Origin of the sequence: Affinundibacterium baiyunense (assembly GCF_018139645.1) — a bacterium.
Taxonomy (GTDB): Bacteria; Pseudomonadota; Gammaproteobacteria; order Burkholderiales; family Burkholderiaceae_D; genus Undibacterium; species Undibacterium baiyunense.
The window spans coordinates 179,241-197,318 of record NZ_JAGSPM010000006.1; the positions used below are offsets into that span (position 1 = coordinate 179,241).

An 18,078-nucleotide genomic window follows, 5' to 3' on the forward strand; every position below is an offset into this window, starting at 1 on the left:
ATAACCCATCCAGAATTTGTTCCTCTGCGACTTCATTGCGCCATTTCTTATGTCCCAACTTGATCAATTTTTGCAACGTGCAGAGCAGTTACTCAATCGTATCGAGATTTACTTGCCAGCGGCTTTGCCAGCACCCGATTGGCAGGCAGCGACGGCCTTTCGTTGGCGGAAACGGGCTGGTCAAGGATATTTGCAAGCAGTAAAACATACGAGTAAATTGGTGTTCGAAGATTTACAGCACATCAATACACAAAAAGAATTGATCGCCCAAAACACGCGCCAATTTGTGCAAGGGAAACCTGCGAATAATGTCTTATTGACCGGTGCACGCGGCACTGGAAAATCCTCGTTAATTAAAGCCTGCTTGCAAGAACTTGCGACGCAAGGATTGCGTTTAATTGAGATCGATAAGGCCGATATGAGCGATTTACCAGACATCATTGATCTGATCGCAGAACGCCCAGAGAAATTTATTCTGTTTTGTGATGATCTTTCATTTGAAGATGGCGAAGCTGGTTATAAAGCCTTAAAAGTTGCACTTGATGGCAGCATCTCAGCGCAATCAGACAATGTGTTGATCTACGCAACTTCGAATCGACGCCATCTAATGCCAGAAAAGATGTCTGACAATGCGAGCTATACGCATGATGAAGATGGTGATTTGCATCCAGGTGAAACAGTAGAAGAAAAGATTTCATTGTCTGAGCGCTTTGGTTTGTGGGTGTCGTTTTATCCGTTTAAGCAAGACGATTATTTAGATATCGTTGCATATTGGTTGCGAAGTTTTTCTTGTACACCAGCCCAGATCGAGGCGGCGCGAGCAGATGCACTGCGTTGGGCCTTGCAACGCGGTTCACGATCAGGCCGTGTCGCGTGGCAATTCGCCCGCGATTTTGCTGGTCGCCAAGCATAAATTTTCCTTACATTTTTCTGAAATGCAAACTATGAGCGCAAGCCCAGTGAATGTCGCTGTCGGCATTTTGATGAAGCCGAATGGCGACGTCCTATTAGGACAACGACCACAAGGCAAACCTTATGCGGGTTACTGGGAATTCCCCGGCGGCAAAGTGGAGCAAGATGAATCCATACTGGATACACTTAAGCGGGAATTTATGGAAGAGCTTGGGGTACAAATAATCCAAGCTGAACCCTGGTGTGGCGTTGAATACATTTACCCGCATGCCCACGTACGTTTGCATTTTTATATTGCACGTGAATGGCGTGGCGAGCCACAAAGCCTAGAAGGGCAAGCATTTGCTTGGCAAGGCACTGTCGCGGTTGAACCTTTATTGCCAGCCACCATCCCTTTGATTGAATTCCTCAATCAATTGCGTTATGAAATGGATGCTGCTACCAGTAAATAATTCTAACTAGCTTGCCAGCTTAGTTTGAAACTCCTTTTTATTTTTGATAATTCCCCCACAGGCCTTCGATTTTTATCGAGGGCCTTTTTGTTTCTACTTGAAACTATTTAGTCGCTGTTGAGCAGTAAAAAACCCGACAGCAAAATGTCAAAAAAGTTTCAATTAAGTTGTGTAAAAAAGCCTTCATTAAAAATAATTCAATGACGTTCAAATTTACTTGTTGTGAGAATGAGATAGATTGCGTTTTATTTTTTAAAATAGCCTATAAAGAAAGATTTTTGATTGTTCATACTTTTCTAGCTGTTTAATATATTCCTTCCATATGTGCAAATATCTTTTCATTTTTCATATATGGATTTTATAAAAACACAAGAAAGGATAAAAATGACAAACAACAAACAAGCAGCCTTTGCCAGAAGGTCTGCAATTGCCTTGGCTATCAGTATGTGTTTTGCGACAGCAGCAATGGCGCAAAGCTCAGAAGGGTCGATTTTTGGACGGGTTGCGACACCTAAAGCAAAAGTCACATTAGAAAACGTCGAAAACGGTAGCGTACGTCACATTGATGCGCACGCTGATGGTAGCTTCGCCATCAGCAAGGTGGCCCCAGGGCGCTACAAAATCACATCAGGCGGTATCACGCGTGAAATTGAAGTTGCGATTGGCACTGGTACCGAAGTCAAGTTGGATGGCACTTCTGTTGTGGTGAGTGGTTCGCGTACACGTAGCCCAATTGATGTTTCAAGTTCTGAATCAAATACAGTTTTCACGCAGGCTGAAATTCAATCTATGCCAATTGCACGTAACGCAACCGCAGTCGCGATGTTGGCACCCGGAACGGTACAGGGTGATGCTGGTTTGGCTAATTTACCGTCGGTCGCTGGCGCATCTATCGCCGAAAATGGTTACTACATCAATGGTATGGATGTGACGAACATTCGTAATTTGTTGACGTTCGCAAGTTTGCCATTTGATGCAGTTGAACAGCAGCAAGTTAAAACGGGAGGATATAGTGCGGAGTATGGACGTTCTCTTGGTGGTGTCATTAGTTTGACGACGAAGCGTGGTACCAATAAATGGAAAGGTGGCGCCTCGATTATTCATGCGCCTGAGAACTTCCGCGCCAAAGGAAAAAATGTCGTTGATAAAGAAGTTCTGGATAATCCAAACGGTTATTTCGTCTTTGGTCGCAACAATACAAGTCACTCAACTGAAATTAACGCGAATTTGGGTGGTCCGATTATTAAAGACAAATTGTTTATTTGGGGGATGGTGACACAACAAAGAAGTAGTAGTGACACTTACAGTAAGACATCGAGTCGGCTAGAAGAATCAGGACGTCCAAATGGTATGTTGAAGTTGGATTACGTCATTAGTGGCGATCATCGTATAGAAGGAACCGCAATTTCAAATCATAGTACTTTGCGTCGAACAGATTGGTTGCATCCGGCAGGCCAAAACTATGTGGTTGATCATCTAGGTGCGCCTCGAATCAGTAGTCAAGATGATTTATCGACGGTTTTTATTGGCAAATACACAGGTTCGATTACGGATGATTTGGCGGTTTCTCTTTTGACTGGTGGAACCAATGCTTATTATGGATTGTGGAAAGGGGTTAATGCCTCCCGTCCATATGATCCTACATGTCCAGCGGTAACAGGTCCATCTACAGGACAGCGTCAAGGTTGCTATGCTTTCCCAGCAGTGAGCACTCGTGATCCCAACTTTGGCGAGAACTTTGATAAACGCAGAAATACTCGCCTTGATCTCGAGTATAACTGGGGAACCCATACTATACGCGCGGGTATCGATAATCAGAAGTTCACCTCTGCCCAATCTGGATCAGTAAATAGCTCCGGCGGTAAGTCATATGCGTACGCTTATTCCTTAAACGGTGCAGTTAATGGCGTACCTAATGTTGTTGCAAAAGGTGGTGAGTATGTCGTTGTATCTTATGGATATAGTTCTTCAGGCATTTACGAAGTACTTAACGATGCTAAATACTTAGAAGATACATGGCAAGTTACACCAAATGTGCGTATGACGGGTGGCTTGCGCTGGGAGTCATTTGTTAATAAGAATGCAGAAGGTGTTGCATTCGCTGAAAAGAAAAATTTGTTTGCGCCACGCTTAGGTGTGTCATGGAATGTCAAAGGTGATTCGACCTTGAAGATCTATGGTAATGCTGGTCGTTACTATATTCCAGTCGCATCGAATACGAATATTCGTGGAACACAGATTTCGTATAGCGAACAAAAATTCTATACATTTACGGGTAAGGATCCAAAGAGTGCGGTGCCAACGGGTTTGACCGAAATTGGGCAAGCCATTATCAATGGATCAGAGCGCTTGCCGCATCCAGCAACCGTTGCTGATCCTAATCTGAAGCCAATGAACAAAGACGAGGTTATTTTTGGTTTTCAGCAATCGATTAACAAGTCACTTGCCTACGGCGTAAAGTACACCAAGAATCGTATTAATGCAGGTATGGACGATTATTGTGGTACCGCACAAATCGCAAAGTGGGCGAAAGATCAGGGCTATACCAAATTCAATCACAAATCTCTAGCAGGTTGTGTATTGATGAATCCGGGTGAAGATTTGACTTTGTTAATGGACTTGAATGGCGATGGCAAACTGGTTCGCGGAACAATTCCAGCGAAGTATTTGGGTTTGGCGACATACGAGCGTGATTACGATGCTTTAGAGTTCACATTGGAACGCCCGTTTGACGGCGCCTGGGGTGGTGGTGCATCGTATGTCTGGGCGAAGAGCCGTGGTACCGCCGAGGGCTACGTGCAGTCGAACTTGAATCAAACTGATGCGGGTATTACGCAAGACTTCGACTTTGGTTCGTTCACCGATGGTTCATATGGCTATTTGCCAAATGACCGCCGTCATCAGTTCAAACTGTATGGTTCATACAAGTTTAATGAGACATGGACAGCTGGTCTGAACTCTCGTATTACGTCAGGTCGTGCAACCAGTTGCTTGGGTTTTGTGCCAACTACGGTACCTGATTACTTGGGTGCAGATGGAACAACCAATGGAGGTTCTGGCGCATACACTAGTGCTTCGAGCTACTACTGCATGAATAAAGATGGGGTAAGCGAATTGCACCCACGCGGTACTGGTCCACGTACGCCTTGGACTGCGCAGTTAGATTTGTCGGTGAACTATAACAAAAAGTTCGGTGATCATTTATTGACTGTTCAATTCTCGTTGGTCAATGTATTTGATACACGCACTGTGCAAGAGTGGGCTGAACGTAGTGATTACAGTCGCAGCACAAGTAAAACGCCGCCAGGTCGTTTTAATCAAAACTATCAGTCACCAACTGTGTTTCAAACGCCACGTAATTTGCGTGTAACTGCACGTTATAACTTCTAATGCTCAGGTTTGCTTCACTGAGAAAAGCTAAGTTTTTTTGATGTGAAGTTGTGGGTTAGATGGTAGGGAAAAAGGCGAGTCTGCGCTGACAGATTCGCCTTTTTTCATGTTAGTTTAATTTCAAAATCAGATTTAAATTCTAGAAATAGCTTGGCATTTCATTGCCCAAACAATCCCTTCAATTTCCCTTTCAACTCCTCATTCACTTTCTCTTTTAATTCTTTTTTCTTCTCTTCAAGAACAGGAGCTGCTTTTGCTTTGAATGCTGATTTCAAGGCTTCGCTGCCGATTTGTGAGAATAAGATTTGATAGCCTAGTTTGTCGAATGGGCCGCTGATTCGTACTGGAATGCTTAGGTCTTTTAGTTGCGATAAATCAGCGCCATCTTGTCCTGCTGATGTATTCACAAGGGTTGTGCGTGCGGTGTAATCGAGGCTGCTATTGCGTAGATTCACTTGTCCTTTACCACCAACTCGCAAGAACGGTGATTTCATATCGAGATCGTCGCTGTTACCTATGCCGTCAACAAATTGCATTGAAACTGAAAATGCTGAGAAGTCGGTTTTCTCATTTTTGTTTGCAGCTTGTTGCTGATCTGCCTTATTGAGAATTTTCGCTTTAAAGTCGCGCAAGGATTTTGCTAAGTTAATCCCTTTCACCGCACCGTCAGTTAATTGCGTCCGTACGCTGCCGTTTAAATTATCTTTAAATTGCGATACGCGTTTGCCGTGGGTGTTGATGTTGAGGTTGAGGTTGCCGCGACCTTCAACAATATCTTTTTGCATGAAATCGACCAAGATAGGATTGATCTGCACATTACTTAAATTTTGTTGCATTTGAAAGTGGTTTCCGTCGACGTCAAATCCCATATTGCCAGCGACACTGCCTTGATACAGTTGTGCCGTAATACCGTTCATGGCGATCTTTCCTTGGTTTGCTTTAATTGGTAAAGCAACTTGATTGATCTTTAGGTTTTTAACTTGAAGCGCTCCGATGCGGATCAGACCATCTAGGTTCAAGGATTTGAATGCACTTAGATTGAGATCTTCTTCTTTGCTGTTATCTGCTTTTGCAGGTTCCGCTGCATTTTTAATATAACGATCTAGATTGATTTTATCGATATCGACCTTAAAGCTGATTGCCGGATTTGAAAAATTATTCACTTGTACTGATGTTTGCAATTTGGTTTCGTCAAATTTTGCATCCAGCTTGGTATCAAGTGACTTATCCTTTAGATTGGCACTGAATTGTCCATTGATAGGGATAAGGATTTCGGTTTGCGCGAGTTTTGGATCATTCAACTTAATTTGTAGCGCTAACTGCGGCAGTTGCACAACTTGGGTATCGAGCCCCATGCTTAGACTAGATTTCAAATTGACTTGTTTGCTGCTGCCAGCCTGTTTGCTTTGTGCTTGCGCACTGAGCTCGGCAATTTGCAATTGTTTATCCTGTATCTGTAACTTACTCAACACAATTTGCGTATTCAATTCTTGAGTACCACCTAGTTTGGCGGCTAGCTGAATTTGTTCGCTAGCACTTTTGTTCGGGCTGAGTTGCATTGCTGCTGTGCCGATTTCAACATCAAAAGGATTGCTGCCTAGTTTGCCGGCGATTTGTGTTTTGAGATCTTGCAGGTCGAGCAGTTTTTGTTCGATGTCGAAGCGCAATTGCGTATTGATGTCGATTTTTGCTTCCGCTTTGGGTTGCGCAAATTGGAATTGCGCGCTGAACTTGATCGGCGTTTTATTTTTGTCGCTGATTTTTCCGGTACTTAAATTGAGATCGTGAATGCGTCCTTTTAATTCACTTTTTTGATCGTCAATTGCAAAATTCGATTGTGCAATTTCAATACCTTCAATATCGAAACGCATTTGCTGCGTTGCTGAGCTAGTCGATTCGGCTTCTTTGTTTGTGGATTCTTGCTTGATTAAGTCGTCGATATTTGATTGACCTGCCGCATCACGTTGATAACGTAGTTGTAAGCCTTGTAGTGAAATTTTATCGACGACGATTTGCTTTTGTAGCAGAGGAAAAAGCGCGAGAGAAACTTGTGCTTTATCGACTGCGGCAAATTGCGTTGTTGATTCAAACTCGGACAGTTTGATCTTTTCTAAACTGACGCCCAGTTTAGGAAAAAACTTGAGTTGAATATTGCCATCAATCGCCAAGTCTCTATGTTTCTTGTTTTTAACCAGCTCAATCAATTGTGATTTGAATTGATTTGGGTCGAATACAAAACTCAGATAGGCGATACCAAGACCCAGTAAGAGTACGATAGCCGAGAGCGCGACGGCTAAAATCTTGAAAGGCTTTTTCATAGCAAATTCCTGATTGAGAAGAAGATCACAGCGATATGATCATAGCACCTTCACAACGATGAATTTGTTAAATGTTTTTACTTGTGGAATTTGAAATATTTGCTGCGCAAGTTTGGGAGATGAGTAAACAAAAAATGGAATTTGTGTCCTAGTGCTGTTTGGTTCAACCCTGCAAGTTGAGCTGTCATTCCCGCGGCGACGGGAATGACGAACCGAACTAATTTACTTGAGCTAATAAACACGAGCTAATCTAGCTTAGCTATTTAACCGATAGCATTTGAATGCTTGTCTCCGTTTAGACAAGCGCACTCCAAGCTTCGGATTATTTGTGTGTTTATTTACTTATTCACGTTCACTAAGGGCGTGGCATTGCCTAACAAAACCGTATTGCCCGCTTTTGAAGCGATTGCAATTGCCGCGTCTCGTTGGATTTCCGCCAAGCGTAGTTCTTTCAAAGCAGGTGTAAGTGATTCGCTGATAATTTTATTTGCCTTTGCTTCGCCTTCTGCTTGCACGATTAAGCGTTCTGCTTCTGCTCTAGCTAAATCAACTTCTTTAAGTTTCTTCTGAATCGCTTGATCCGTTTCTGCACGTTGACGAATCGCTGCCTCAATTGCTGGGTCGGTTAACAAGTTTCGTACATTCACCGCTGTGATTAAGAAAGCGCCTTTATCATTGTTGTCTAACTCTGCTTGCAAACTTGCTCTGACCATCTCGGCTAATTCGGTACGCTTGGTATGCATCGTAGTTGCGTCTAATTGCGCGATGGATTTATAGACAGATTCACGTGCTTCGCGTGAGACGCGACTATATGCCATCACCAAGTCGCTAGTACCATCTCTAACTACTTGTTTGTGTTGCACCACGTCACCTTGGTACTTGGTGTACAAAGCAGGAATTGCGGCTGGCATCGTCTTGAAATAAATATCGATGTCGACATCTTTCATCGTTAGATTATCGCGACTTTTTGGCGTCATATCTTGCAGCTGAAAATTCACTTCTTTTGCCGTGAATTCATCAACTGTCTTAAATGCAGTGAAGTAGATGCCTGGTGGTAGTGCATCTTTGCCGACTTTACCTAAAGTTCGTTCGACCCCGACATTACCAGTATCAATCTGGGTGCAACCAGTTAAGAATGCTGCAATTGAGATTAAACTTAGTGGCGCTAATTTGGAGAGGATTTTTTTCATTTTTCTTCCTATATCAAAGTAAGTGTAGAGCAGGTGTGTAATACGCGATGATTAACAAGATGAGTAGTAACATGCCAAACGCAATGAGTCGCAGTGCATGGCGGGCAAATGTCTTGCTTGCATTTTTTCTGGTGAGTGGCGAGGTTAATTGCCATCCTCCATAAATTAGCACTGCGCCTATCAGTATCATCACAAAATGTTTCATCACCACTCCTTTCTATTTATTTTTAAATTAAATCGCGAAACCAAAGTGTAGTTTTTTTATGGCGGACCTACTAGCAAAAACATGAGGTAATCGTTGCTAGAAAAAAACGGAATTCTTTGCTTGGATACGAGCCGCCGATTGATTGGATGTGGCAACGATATTCGCAGTAAGACTTAAATTGAGTCTAATTTGCTCTGATCGTAGTCTTAGTTTGTTACACTGTACTTACTTGCTTTGAACTGTGCTTAGGCATGGATTCGTAATTTTCTTCTAGGCTTTTTGTGTCACATTCCGCTTTTCTCTTAGTCATTCTTGCTGGTCTAATTCACGCCCTATGGAACATCGCCGCCAAAAAAGCAGGGGGCGATGTGCGCTTCGCTGGCTTTACTGCCTTAATCATGGCAGTAGTGTGGGCACCCGTTGGTATCTTTGTTGGTTGGGATGTGGTGCCGACTTGGGGATACCTAGAATGGGGATTTATCAGTGCGAGTGGCGTTTTACATGTCTTGTATTTTGTGACTTTGCTGCGCGGTTATCGCAAAGCTGATTTAACGGTGGTCTATCCAATAGCGCGCGGCTCGGGGCCTTTGATCTCTTCAGCAGTTGCCATATTGTTTTTAGGCGAGCATCTGAGTTTGCTAGGTGGGCTCGGTATCTTGGCAGTTGTTGGTGGAGTGTTTTTGATTGCGGGTGGTCCCAAGTTATTGCGTTCGCTACGTCAAGAGCAAGGAGAACGTGAGCAGCAGATAAGAGTGCGTGGAGAAAAAGTACGTAGTGGAATTTTCTACGGCTTATGCACAGGTTTATTTATCGCGGCCTACACGGTCCTAGATGGTTACGCCGTCAAAGTATTGCTGCTCTCTCCTTTGTTGGTCGATTACTTTGGCAATTTCATTCGTATCGCGCTGCTGTTGCCGGTCTTGCTACGTGACCGTGTTGCAACGCGTGTGTCGTGGAATAAAGAATGGAAATACGCGTTGATTGTCGCTGTGATCAGTCCTATTTCGTATGTGCTTGTTTTGTATGCGATGCAGGAGGCACCACTCAGTCACGTCGCTCCCGCACGCGAAGTTTCCATGCTATTTGCGGCACTGATTGGTGGTCATTTATTAGACGAGGGCGATCGTTTGCAACGCATCTGCGGTGCTCTATGCATTGCGGTCGGCGTGATTGCATTGGGAAGTTTTTAGTTGTGCCGCCTACACTTATTCGACTAGGAAATGAGCTCTGTATCCTTGGCGAGCTCAGCTAGATCATCGTGGGATTTGCTCGAAGCCTTTATCCAACCTAGGTTGGAATAATTGGCCGTCAGAGTTTGTTAGGTTTGAACTTGCGTTCGTATGCTCTTTTGTGTTTGCGCTGCTGGTGGCGCCCAGATTGCTGCGCGATTGTGGCTTGCCTGCTGTTGATGTCGCTTTAAGCGTTTTTTGTTCTGCAGGTTTGGGCTGATTTTCCACTTGTTGATTCCACCACCAATAAATGCCGATCGCGATAATCGTAGTCAGTAGCAGGGCGATTGTGCTGTTACTCCAACGCGATTTGGAGCGATTCGCTGTTTCGAGATAGAGTTCAAAATTATCTTTGCTATCAATGCAGGCTAAGGCGGTCTCGGTGGAGGTCGATGTCGATGCTGAATTGGTCTGGTATGCCGTGGAAGTGTTAGATGAAAAATTTTCGTCATGACTCGATGCTGCATTTTGCACAGTCTCGTCTGCCGCTTGCCGCTCTGGCGGTTGTTCTACTTCTATCGGTAAAGGTAATTGCGGATTTTCTAGTTCGGCAAGTTGTTGATTTTTCTCTGCCAGTGTTTGTGCTAATTGTTGGTGTTGATCAGCGAGCGCCTGTGCAGCTTGTTCTGCCGCGATTCTCGCTTGTTCAGCTTCAATCGCTAATTCTTGTTGTTTTATTTTATCTTGTGCTGCGTTGATGGCTTGCGTTTCGAGTGCTGCATTTTCTTGTGCTAATTGACGTAATTCTTGTTCGCGCAACAGGCGTTGTTGTGCGATGACAGTCGCTGCTTTTTCAGCTTGTAGTCGTTGTTTCGCTTTGCTAATACTTTCTTTTTCTTGTGCGATTTTTTGATGTGTCTGTGTTAGTAGCAGACGTTCTTGATCAGCTAGTTGTTCTAGGCTGTCTAATTCTGCCTCGGATTGTGTGATTTGCTGTTCTAGCTGTTCGCGTTCTAGAATTTTCGCGTCAAGGTTTTGATTATCTTGTTGGTGTTGTGCCGTTAATTCGGCGAGCGCTTGTTGCGCTTCTGCGATTCTGGTTTGTAATCTCTCTTGTAGCTCGTTCAGTTGCTGTAACTCTTGCGTGTGCGAATGCAGTTTTTGCTCTGCTGCCAAACGTTCTTGTATCAACTGTTCTGTTTCTGTGTCTAAAGCAAGCTGCGATTTCTGCACGCTTAGCAATTCAGCTTCGCTTAAAATTCTTTGCTCTAAAAGGCGCTTAGCGTCGTGCTCTGCTTGTTGCCGCTCTTGTGCCTGTTTTTGCGCTTGGATTGACACAGAAACGCGTTCACGTGCGACGGTTTCCGCTTCTAACTCTGCGGCGGCGAGACGCTGTGCCGCTTCCAGTAAGGCGGTTTCGTGCGCCAGTCTTTGTTGTTCTGCCAGAATTGCTAAACGGTCGTTCTCTTGCCTTTGTGTGGCGGCACTGATGGCGTCGAGTTCGGCTTGCAGGCGTTTTTGTAAGCTTTGCTCTGCTTCTTGTGCTGTTGCAAGTTGGGCCGCAGAAATTTGCTCCGCTCTTTGCTCTGCACTGGTTCTGGCCTCGACTTGACTTAACAGACTTGCTTCAGCCGCTAGTCTGCGTTGACTATCTGCTAGTGCGCGTTCTTCTGCGAGGATTTTCTCTTCGATTTTTTGTGCCGCGAGTTGTTCTAAGTTCTGTTTTTCTTTTGCTGCTTGTTCTGCGGTGTTTTCAGCGAGCGACAAGGCGACTGCGGATTCAACTAGTGCGGTTTCAGCTGCAATTTTTTCTTCGATTAGCTTGGCTAGCTCAGCTTCTGCGGCGATGCGTTCTTGTAATTTTTGTTCAGCTAAACGGCTGACAAGTAAACGTTCTGTACTTTTGAGTTTGGCTTCGCGTTCGACTGCGATTTTGAGTTTGTTTACGCGAATCAGTTCATTTTCTGCTTCGATCCTCGCATTTTCAGCATCTAATTGTGCGTTGGTAGTTGATTCTTGTTGAGTGAGTTGGGCGATGGCATCTTGTTCTTCCGCGATGCGTTGGCGCGCCAGTAGTTCTGCGGCTTGATCAGCAGCGATACGTTGTTGAATTTTTTCGTTTAGCGCGTGTTCTTGCGTTTGCTTTTTTTCAGTCAGCACCTGCAATTCTTGTTCAGCTTGTAGACGCTGCTGCGCTTGGCTTAGCGCTGCTTGTTCGGTCTGGGTTTTGCTTTCTATCGCTTCTAATAACGCGGCCTCGGCTTGTATTTTTTCTTGTAGCGCTTGCTTTGCTTGTTGTTCTGCATGTAAGCGTTCTGCCGCCACTTTTTCGATTTGACGTACTTCTTCTAGTTGTGTCTCGGCATTTGATTTCGCGAGATTTTCCGTGGCAATCAATTTTTCGGCGATAGCGCGCAATTCGGTTTCCATCGTTAGCGTCGATTGCACGGTTTTTTCGGATGCTTGTTCGGCGTTGATGCGTTGTTGATGTAGCTCGAGCGCTTGTCGTTCACTGTCTAATCTTTGCTGGGCTAACTTCTCTGCTTGTTTCTCTGCCATCAAGCGAGTTCTGACTTTGACCAATAACTCTTGTTCAAAGTCGATACGGCTATTGGCATCAATTAACAAATCACGCTCAACTTTGGCTCGCGCGTACGCCGCTTGCTGCAGATTCCATTCTTTGTCAATTTGATCCAAGATGCTTTGATCTGGTTTTTCGGCTGCGTCATGTAGTTCATTAGTCGCAACTTCATGTATTGCGCTTATAGCCTGCGCTGATGGCATCTCTTGAGCTGAATGATGGAAGGCGCTATTGATAGCGTCTTGGGTCTGATCACTGTTCGCATCTTCATCGCTACGGTTGAATGTACGATTGAGTAATGATTGCTTTAGTTGTTTGAACATGGAAAAGCCTAGTGATCAGAAGTCGTCAGAGATTGCAATTGCGAAGATGATAAAACCTTCTCATTTTACCGAAATTGACCTGTAATTTATTTATTTTATAGCAATCTTGTTTTGGATTTTTTGTGCTTCTGGCGGATAAAACCACAGATAGACGCGATTATGGATAAGCTGCGATCAGTTCGGTTTGGCATGAGTGCGTGATTTCGCTACTTTTTTGCTGTTTTTGCGCGGGTTCTGTCGTTATTTTTGGAATTATTCATGGTCTTTTGGAACTTTTCATCCGTGCTGCGCTCCAATTTGCGGGGAATTTTTATAAAATAATTCACACCTCCCATTTTCTTCCACTTCATGGAGTAAACATAATGCGTTTGCCAGTGTCATTAGGGCTCTTATGTCTGAGCATGTCTGCCTTTGCGGGTGGGCAGTCCGACGACAAGTTTCGTCAAATAGAAAATTTATTGCCTACACCAACCTCCGTGCGTACTGCATCTGGTGCGCCGGGTCATGCATATTGGCAGCAGCGTGCTGATTATGTGATTCGCGCAACTTTGGATGAGTCTAAACGTGCGATCACTGGCGCAGAGACCATCACGTATCACAATAATTCTCCGGATACTTTGAATTATCTGTGGGTGCAATTAGACCAAAACATCTTCCGTCCAGATTCGGATGCGAATAAAACCCGCACTTTACCGTCTCGTGATGCTTGGAAAAACCCGAATGCGGTCAGTTTCCAAGCGATGAGTGTGATGAATGAGCGTGATAATTTTGATGGTGGTTTCAAAATTACCTCAGTTAAAACCGCCGAAGGCCAAGCATTGAAGCATGTGATTAATCGTACGATGATGCGTATCGATTTGCCGCAGCCATTGAAACCAGGCGCGAAATATGTGTTCAGTATTGATTGGAACTACAACATCGGCAATGGCAAATTGCTAGGTGGTCGTGATGGCTATGAGCATTTCAAAGAAGACAAAAACGATATCTTCGAAATCGCACAATGGTTCCCACGTATGGCGGCTTATTATGATGTTTATGGTTGGCAACATAAGCAATTCTTAGGTTCTGGCGAATTCACATTGGAGTTTGGTGATTACGATGTGCAATTGACTGTGCCAAGCGATCACGTGGTTGCTGCAACAGGTGAATTGAATAACGCAGATAAAATTTTGACTGCAACTCAGCGCGAGCGCTTGAAGCAAGCGCGCACGGCAAAAACACCGGTAGCGATCGTGACGCAAAAAGAAGCGGAAGAAGCAGAGAAAACACGTGCAACTTCTAGCAAAACTTGGCATTTCAAAGCAAAAAATGTACGTGATTTTGCATGGGCAACTTCACGCAAATACATTTGGGATGCGCAAGGTTACAAGTCTGGTACTAGCAATGGCTTAGCGATGTCTTTCTATCCAAAAGAAGCAAATCCTTTGTGGGGACAATATTCTACGCAAGCGATCATCCACACGATAGAACAATACAATAAGTTCTCTTTAGATTATCCATATCCAACAGCGCAATCTGTGAATGGTCCACAAGGCGGCATGGAATATCCAATGTTGTCCTTTAACGGCGGCCGTCCGACCAAAGATAAAAAGACTGGTGAGTTGACGTATTCCAAGCGCACTAAATATGGTTTGATCAGCGTGATCATTCATGAAGTTGGCCATAACTATTTCCCGATGATCGTCAATTCAGATGAGCGTCAATGGACTTGGATGGACGAAGGTTTGAACTCTTTCGTACAAAGTTTGGCGGAACAAGCTTGGGAAGAAAATTATCCGGGTACACGTGGTGAGCCACGCGGCATTGTTGATTACATGAAGAGCCAAAATCAAGTGCCTATCATGACCAATTCTGAATCCATTTTGCAATTTGGTCCAAATGCTTATGCAAAACCAGCAGCTGGTTTGCACATTTTGCGTGAAACTATCTTGGGTCGTGAATTGTTCGACTTCGCGTTCAAAGAGTATGCGCAACGCTGGAAATTTAAACGCCCAACACCAGCAGATTTCTTCCGCACCATGGAAGATGCTTCTGGTACTGACTTAGATTGGTTCTGGCATGGCTGGTTCTACACAACAGATCCAGTCGATATCAGTATCGACGGTATCGTTGAATACACGATGTCAACCAAAGATCCAGAAGTGGAAAAAGCATGGCGTCGTGCGCAGTTTGCGTCTCAACCAACTTCAACTGCTAATCAGGCAGATAAAGGTAAGTTGGAACGTCGCTTGGATTCACACCCAGAACTCAAAGATTTTTACAATCAATATGATGACTTCACTGTCACCAATAAAGATCGTAACAATTACATGGATTTGATGAAGAGCTTGGAAGAAGATGAAAAAGCAATGCTGAAATCTGGCAAGTATTTTTATCTGGTGGATTTCTCCAACGTCGGTGGTTTAGTAATGCCTTTGATTTTGGAAATTGAATTGAAGAGCGGTAAGAAATTAATTCAACGCATTCCAGCAGAAATCTGGCGTTACAACTCCAAGAAGTTCACCAAGCTGATCGTTACCGATGAGCCTATGGTTGGTTTGACGCAAGATCCTTATTTGGAAACTGCAGATATTGATACCAACAACAATTCTTGGCCACGTAAGATCACGCAATCACGTTTGGAATTATTCAAAATGAATATGCAACCAAGCGACATGATGATGGATTTCAAAACACCTTTGAAGACAGATAAACCTGAATCCAAAGATGCAGCGAAACCAGCTGAGAAGAAGTAATGTAGTTCATCTGAGGTGCGCGTGTCGTACTTCAGATCGATTCTTCGTTGTGCATGCGCGCTAATGCGCATGCACAACAAACAAGATAGAAAATTGAGATAAGCATGTTGCGTCGTATTCAGGGTTTTAAATTCGTGTTGTTAACTTTCGTTGCTAGCACGCTCTTCTTTGCGTCTTTGGGCTTGAGTCCGCTCGCACACGCACATCGTTTTCATGCGGGCATCACCGATATCAGCATGAATCCCAACACCGGCAATACTGAAATCGTGCACACCTTCATGGCGCACGATGTCGAAGCGTTGCTAGAAAATTTATATCAACGTCAATTTGATTTGAGCGATCCAGAAGATATTGCGGTGTTCAAAAAATATTTCGAAAAGCAATTTGCGATGGCTGATACAGCAGGCGTTTTGCCGCTGAAGTGGGTGGGATTAAAAGTTGATCCGAATAGCGTGATTGTGTTTCAAGAGTTGGAACAACGTGCGCTACCTGAGCAAGTCAGTATTCGTCAGGCGGTATTAACGGATTTTTTGATTGATCAAGTAAACACCTTAAATATCACCCAGAACGGAGTGACACAAACGCATACCTTTACACGCAGTAAACGCGAGCAGCAATTACCTTGATTTGATCGCATAAGAGTATGAGCAACTAGCGCCAGTTGGCGCTTTTTTTTAGTTAGTGAATTAATTTTTAGACTTTTATTTTATTTATGAAACAACGATTATTGGTTGGCTTGATTGTCACGATGTTCCATCAAAGTGTGTTTGCGGACGACTCCGTTTTGCATCGTGTAGCGATTGATGGTTCTAAGATGAGTCAATTAGGTTTGTTGGATGCCGCAAATGCAGGCGTGATTGGTAAAAAAGAATTGGCATCAATGACCACCTATCGTCCCGGTGAATTACTCGAATCCATTCCTGGTTTGATCGTAAGTCAACACAGCGGAGAAGGAAAAGCGAATCAATTTTACTTGCGTGGTTTTAATCTCGATCACGGTACTGATTTACGCACGACGCTCGATGAGATGCCCGTGAATCAACGTAGTCATGCACACGGACAAGGTTGGACTGACTTGAATTTTCTCATCCCCGAATTAACGGCACGCATGGAATTCAAAAAGGGTCCTTATTCATCGACCACAGGCGATTTTTCTGCGGCGGGTAGCGCTGCCATGCTGTATGCCAATCGTTTGAGCCAAAGTATTGCCAGCGTCACTTTGGGGCAAAATGCTTATCGTCGTGCCTTGCTGGCTGCTTCACCAGATTTCGCTGATGGCAGTTTGTTGTATGCGCTGGAGTTGACCGGCAATGATGGCCCTTTTGTGAACCCAGACAAATTTAAAAAAGTAAATGCTGTGCTGCGCTATAGCGAAGGATTTGCAAATAATGGATTTAGTCTTAGTGCGATGCTGTATCGCGGCAAATGGAATGCAACCGATCAAATTCCCTTGCGCGCGGTAGAGCAGGGCGATATTAGTCGTTTTGATACGATTGATAATACTGATGGCGGTGAAGCGCATCGCTATAGTTTGTCGGGTACTTGGCGTCGTACCGCGACCGATGATGCATCGAAGATTAGCGCGTATTTGATTAATACGGGTTTGGATTTGTATTCGAACTTTACCTACTTTATGGATGATCCAATTAATGGTGATCAGTTCAGCCAGCCAGATCGCCGCGTGACCAGTGGATTGAATGCAAGTCATACTTGGCATTCGCATTTGAATGGAAAGAATACTGACTTCACTATCGGAACTCAGCTACAAAACGACAATATTTTTAATGGCTTGCATAAAACCAAAGCGCGTCAGCAATTATCGACAGTGCGACAAGACCATATCGTTGAAACTAGTCTAGGTTTGTATGCTGATATCAGTACCCGCTGGAGCGAAAGTTTCCGGACTAACTTTGGTGTGCGCCACGATCAGTATCGCTTTCAAGTCGACGGTGATCGACGCGAAAATTCAGGAAAGGCTAGTGATCACATTACTAGTCCAAGCGCCAGTTTGATTTTTGGCCCATGGAATAAGACGGAATTCTATTTTAACTTCGGTACAGGCTTTCACAGCAATGATGCCCGCGCCACTTTGACCACAATCGATCCACAAAGCTTGGAACCCACAGGTAAATCGCCGGGGTTAGTGCGTGCGCGTGGAACTGAATTAGGTATGCGTACCGAAGTAGTGCCGGGCTTACAAACTTCGATATCGCTCTATCGACTTGATTTCGATTCGGAACTCAGCTTTGTGGGGGACGCTGGAACAACCGAAGCAGGGCGCCCAAGTCGTCGTCACGGCGTTGAGATTTCTAATTCTTATCAGGCCAATGATTGGTTATCGATTGATTTTGATGCCGCTTATGCGAAAGCGCGTTCACGTGATTTCGACCCTGCTGGGAATCGTATCGTTGGCGCGGTTGAAGGTGTTGCGCAATTATCCGCAAGCGTCGATAAACTAGGCGCTTGGTCGGGCGCGCTACGTTTACGCTATTTTGGGCCGCGAGCTTTGCTTGAAGATAATTCCGTGCGTTCTAAAGCAAGTAGCACTTTGAATGGACGTATTGCTTATAAATTTAGCCCAACACTCAAATTGGAATTGGAAGGTTTTAATCTAACTAATCGTCGTGCCTCTGCAATCGATTATTATTATGAATCGCAACTCAAAGGTGAAGCGAGTCCAAAAGAGGATATTCATTTTCATCCCCTGGAATCACGTTCGTTCCGTTTGATGTTGGTGAAGACGTTTTAAATAATTGAACGTATTCGTCCGAAAAAAGCCAGTGAGACTAATGTCGCACTGGCT

General features: G+C 44.2%; 11 protein-coding genes. 7 read left to right on the plus strand and 4 right to left on the minus strand.

Annotated elements, in window-relative coordinates:
- Positions 1 to 49: 49 nt before the first annotated feature.
- From KDM92_RS11500 to KDM92_RS11510, 3 genes are all read left to right on the plus strand, one after another.
- The gene (locus KDM92_RS11500; RefSeq protein WP_212684551.1) at positions 50 to 913 is read left to right on the plus strand and encodes an ATP-binding protein; all 864 of its coding nucleotides are present in this window, start codon (positions 50 to 52) and stop codon (positions 911 to 913) included.
- A gap of 22 nt (positions 914 to 935) precedes the next feature.
- Entirely contained in the window at positions 936 to 1,364 is a 429-nt protein-coding gene (locus KDM92_RS11505; protein WP_212684553.1) for an NUDIX domain-containing protein, read from the plus strand.
- A gap of 384 nt (positions 1,365 to 1,748) precedes the next feature.
- Complete coding sequence (locus tag KDM92_RS11510) at positions 1,749 to 4,754, plus strand: TonB-dependent receptor (RefSeq protein ID WP_212684555.1); 3,006 nt, start codon at positions 1,749 to 1,751, stop codon at positions 4,752 to 4,754.
- A 158-nt stretch (positions 4,755 to 4,912) separates the two neighbouring features.
- Here the strand turns inward: KDM92_RS11510 and KDM92_RS11515 are convergent, their stop codons facing one another.
- The 3 genes from KDM92_RS11515 to KDM92_RS11525 form a co-directional block, all read right to left on the minus strand.
- Positions 4,913 to 7,072: an AsmA family protein gene (locus KDM92_RS11515; protein WP_212684557.1), complete on the minus strand. Its 2,160-nt coding sequence runs from the start codon at positions 7,070 to 7,072 to the stop codon at positions 4,913 to 4,915.
- Between the two features lie 338 nt (positions 7,073 to 7,410).
- Positions 7,411 to 8,262, minus strand: coding sequence for an SPFH domain-containing protein (locus KDM92_RS11520; protein ID WP_212684559.1), 852 nt, complete (start codon positions 8,260 to 8,262; stop codon positions 7,411 to 7,413).
- 13 nt (positions 8,263 to 8,275) lie between these two features.
- Complete coding sequence (locus KDM92_RS11525) at positions 8,276 to 8,467, minus strand: hypothetical protein (RefSeq protein ID WP_212684560.1); 192 nt, start codon at positions 8,465 to 8,467, stop codon at positions 8,276 to 8,278.
- A gap of 281 nt (positions 8,468 to 8,748) precedes the next feature.
- Between KDM92_RS11525 and KDM92_RS11530 the strand changes: the two genes are divergently transcribed.
- Entirely contained in the window at positions 8,749 to 9,657 is a 909-nt protein-coding gene (locus KDM92_RS11530; protein WP_212684562.1) for an EamA family transporter, read from the plus strand.
- Positions 9,658 to 9,720: 63 nt separating this feature from the next.
- Here KDM92_RS11530 and KDM92_RS11535 read toward each other — a convergent pair whose 3' ends face one another.
- Positions 9,721 to 12,540 carry a coiled-coil domain-containing protein gene (locus tag KDM92_RS11535; protein ID WP_212684563.1) on the minus strand — a complete coding sequence of 940 codons (2,820 nt, stop codon included), beginning with the start codon at positions 12,538 to 12,540 and terminating at the stop codon, positions 9,721 to 9,723.
- 362 nt (positions 12,541 to 12,902) lie between these two features.
- On the opposite strand from KDM92_RS11535, the gene KDM92_RS11540 reads away from it, so the two are divergent.
- The 3 genes from KDM92_RS11540 (at position 12,903) to KDM92_RS11550 (ending at position 18,024) form a co-directional block, all read left to right on the plus strand.
- The gene (locus tag KDM92_RS11540; RefSeq protein ID WP_212684565.1) at positions 12,903 to 15,275 is read left to right on the plus strand and encodes a M1 family aminopeptidase; all 2,373 of its coding nucleotides are present in this window, start codon (positions 12,903 to 12,905) and stop codon (positions 15,273 to 15,275) included.
- A 104-nt stretch (positions 15,276 to 15,379) separates the two neighbouring features.
- The gene (locus KDM92_RS11545) at positions 15,380 to 15,901 is read left to right on the plus strand and encodes a DUF6702 family protein (protein WP_230408307.1); all 522 of its coding nucleotides are present in this window, start codon (positions 15,380 to 15,382) and stop codon (positions 15,899 to 15,901) included.
- Between the two features lie 86 nt (positions 15,902 to 15,987).
- A complete protein-coding gene (locus tag KDM92_RS11550) occupies positions 15,988 to 18,024 on the plus strand; it encodes a TonB-dependent receptor (protein WP_212684567.1) in 2,037 nt (678 codons plus the stop codon).
- Positions 18,025 to 18,078: the final 54 nt, after the last annotated feature.

Bases quoted from the DNA above. Each gene is read 5' to 3' on its own strand.
- KDM92_RS11525 (WP_212684560.1), bottom strand. From the start codon at position 8,467: ATGAAACATTTTGTGATGATACTGATAGGCGCAGTGCTAATTTATGGA.
- KDM92_RS11505 (WP_212684553.1), top strand. From the start codon at position 936: ATGCAAACTATGAGCGCAAGCCCAGTGAATGTCGCTGTCGGCATTTTG.
- KDM92_RS11520 (WP_212684559.1), bottom strand. From the start codon at position 8,262: ATGAAAAAAATCCTCTCCAAATTAGCGCCACTAAGTTTAATCTCAATT.
- KDM92_RS11515 (WP_212684557.1), bottom strand. From the start codon at position 7,072: ATGAAAAAGCCTTTCAAGATTTTAGCCGTCGCGCTCTCGGCTATCGTA.
- KDM92_RS11510 (WP_212684555.1), top strand. From the start codon at position 1,749: ATGACAAACAACAAACAAGCAGCCTTTGCCAGAAGGTCTGCAATTGCC.
- KDM92_RS11500 (WP_212684551.1), top strand. From the start codon at position 50: ATGTCCCAACTTGATCAATTTTTGCAACGTGCAGAGCAGTTACTCAAT.
- KDM92_RS11535 (WP_212684563.1), bottom strand. From the start codon at position 12,540: ATGTTCAAACAACTAAAGCAATCATTACTCAATCGTACATTCAACCGT.
- KDM92_RS11550 (WP_212684567.1), top strand. From the start codon at position 15,988: ATGAAACAACGATTATTGGTTGGCTTGATTGTCACGATGTTCCATCAA.
- KDM92_RS11545 (WP_230408307.1), top strand. From the start codon at position 15,380: ATGTTGCGTCGTATTCAGGGTTTTAAATTCGTGTTGTTAACTTTCGTT.
- KDM92_RS11540 (WP_212684565.1), top strand. From the start codon at position 12,903: ATGCGTTTGCCAGTGTCATTAGGGCTCTTATGTCTGAGCATGTCTGCC.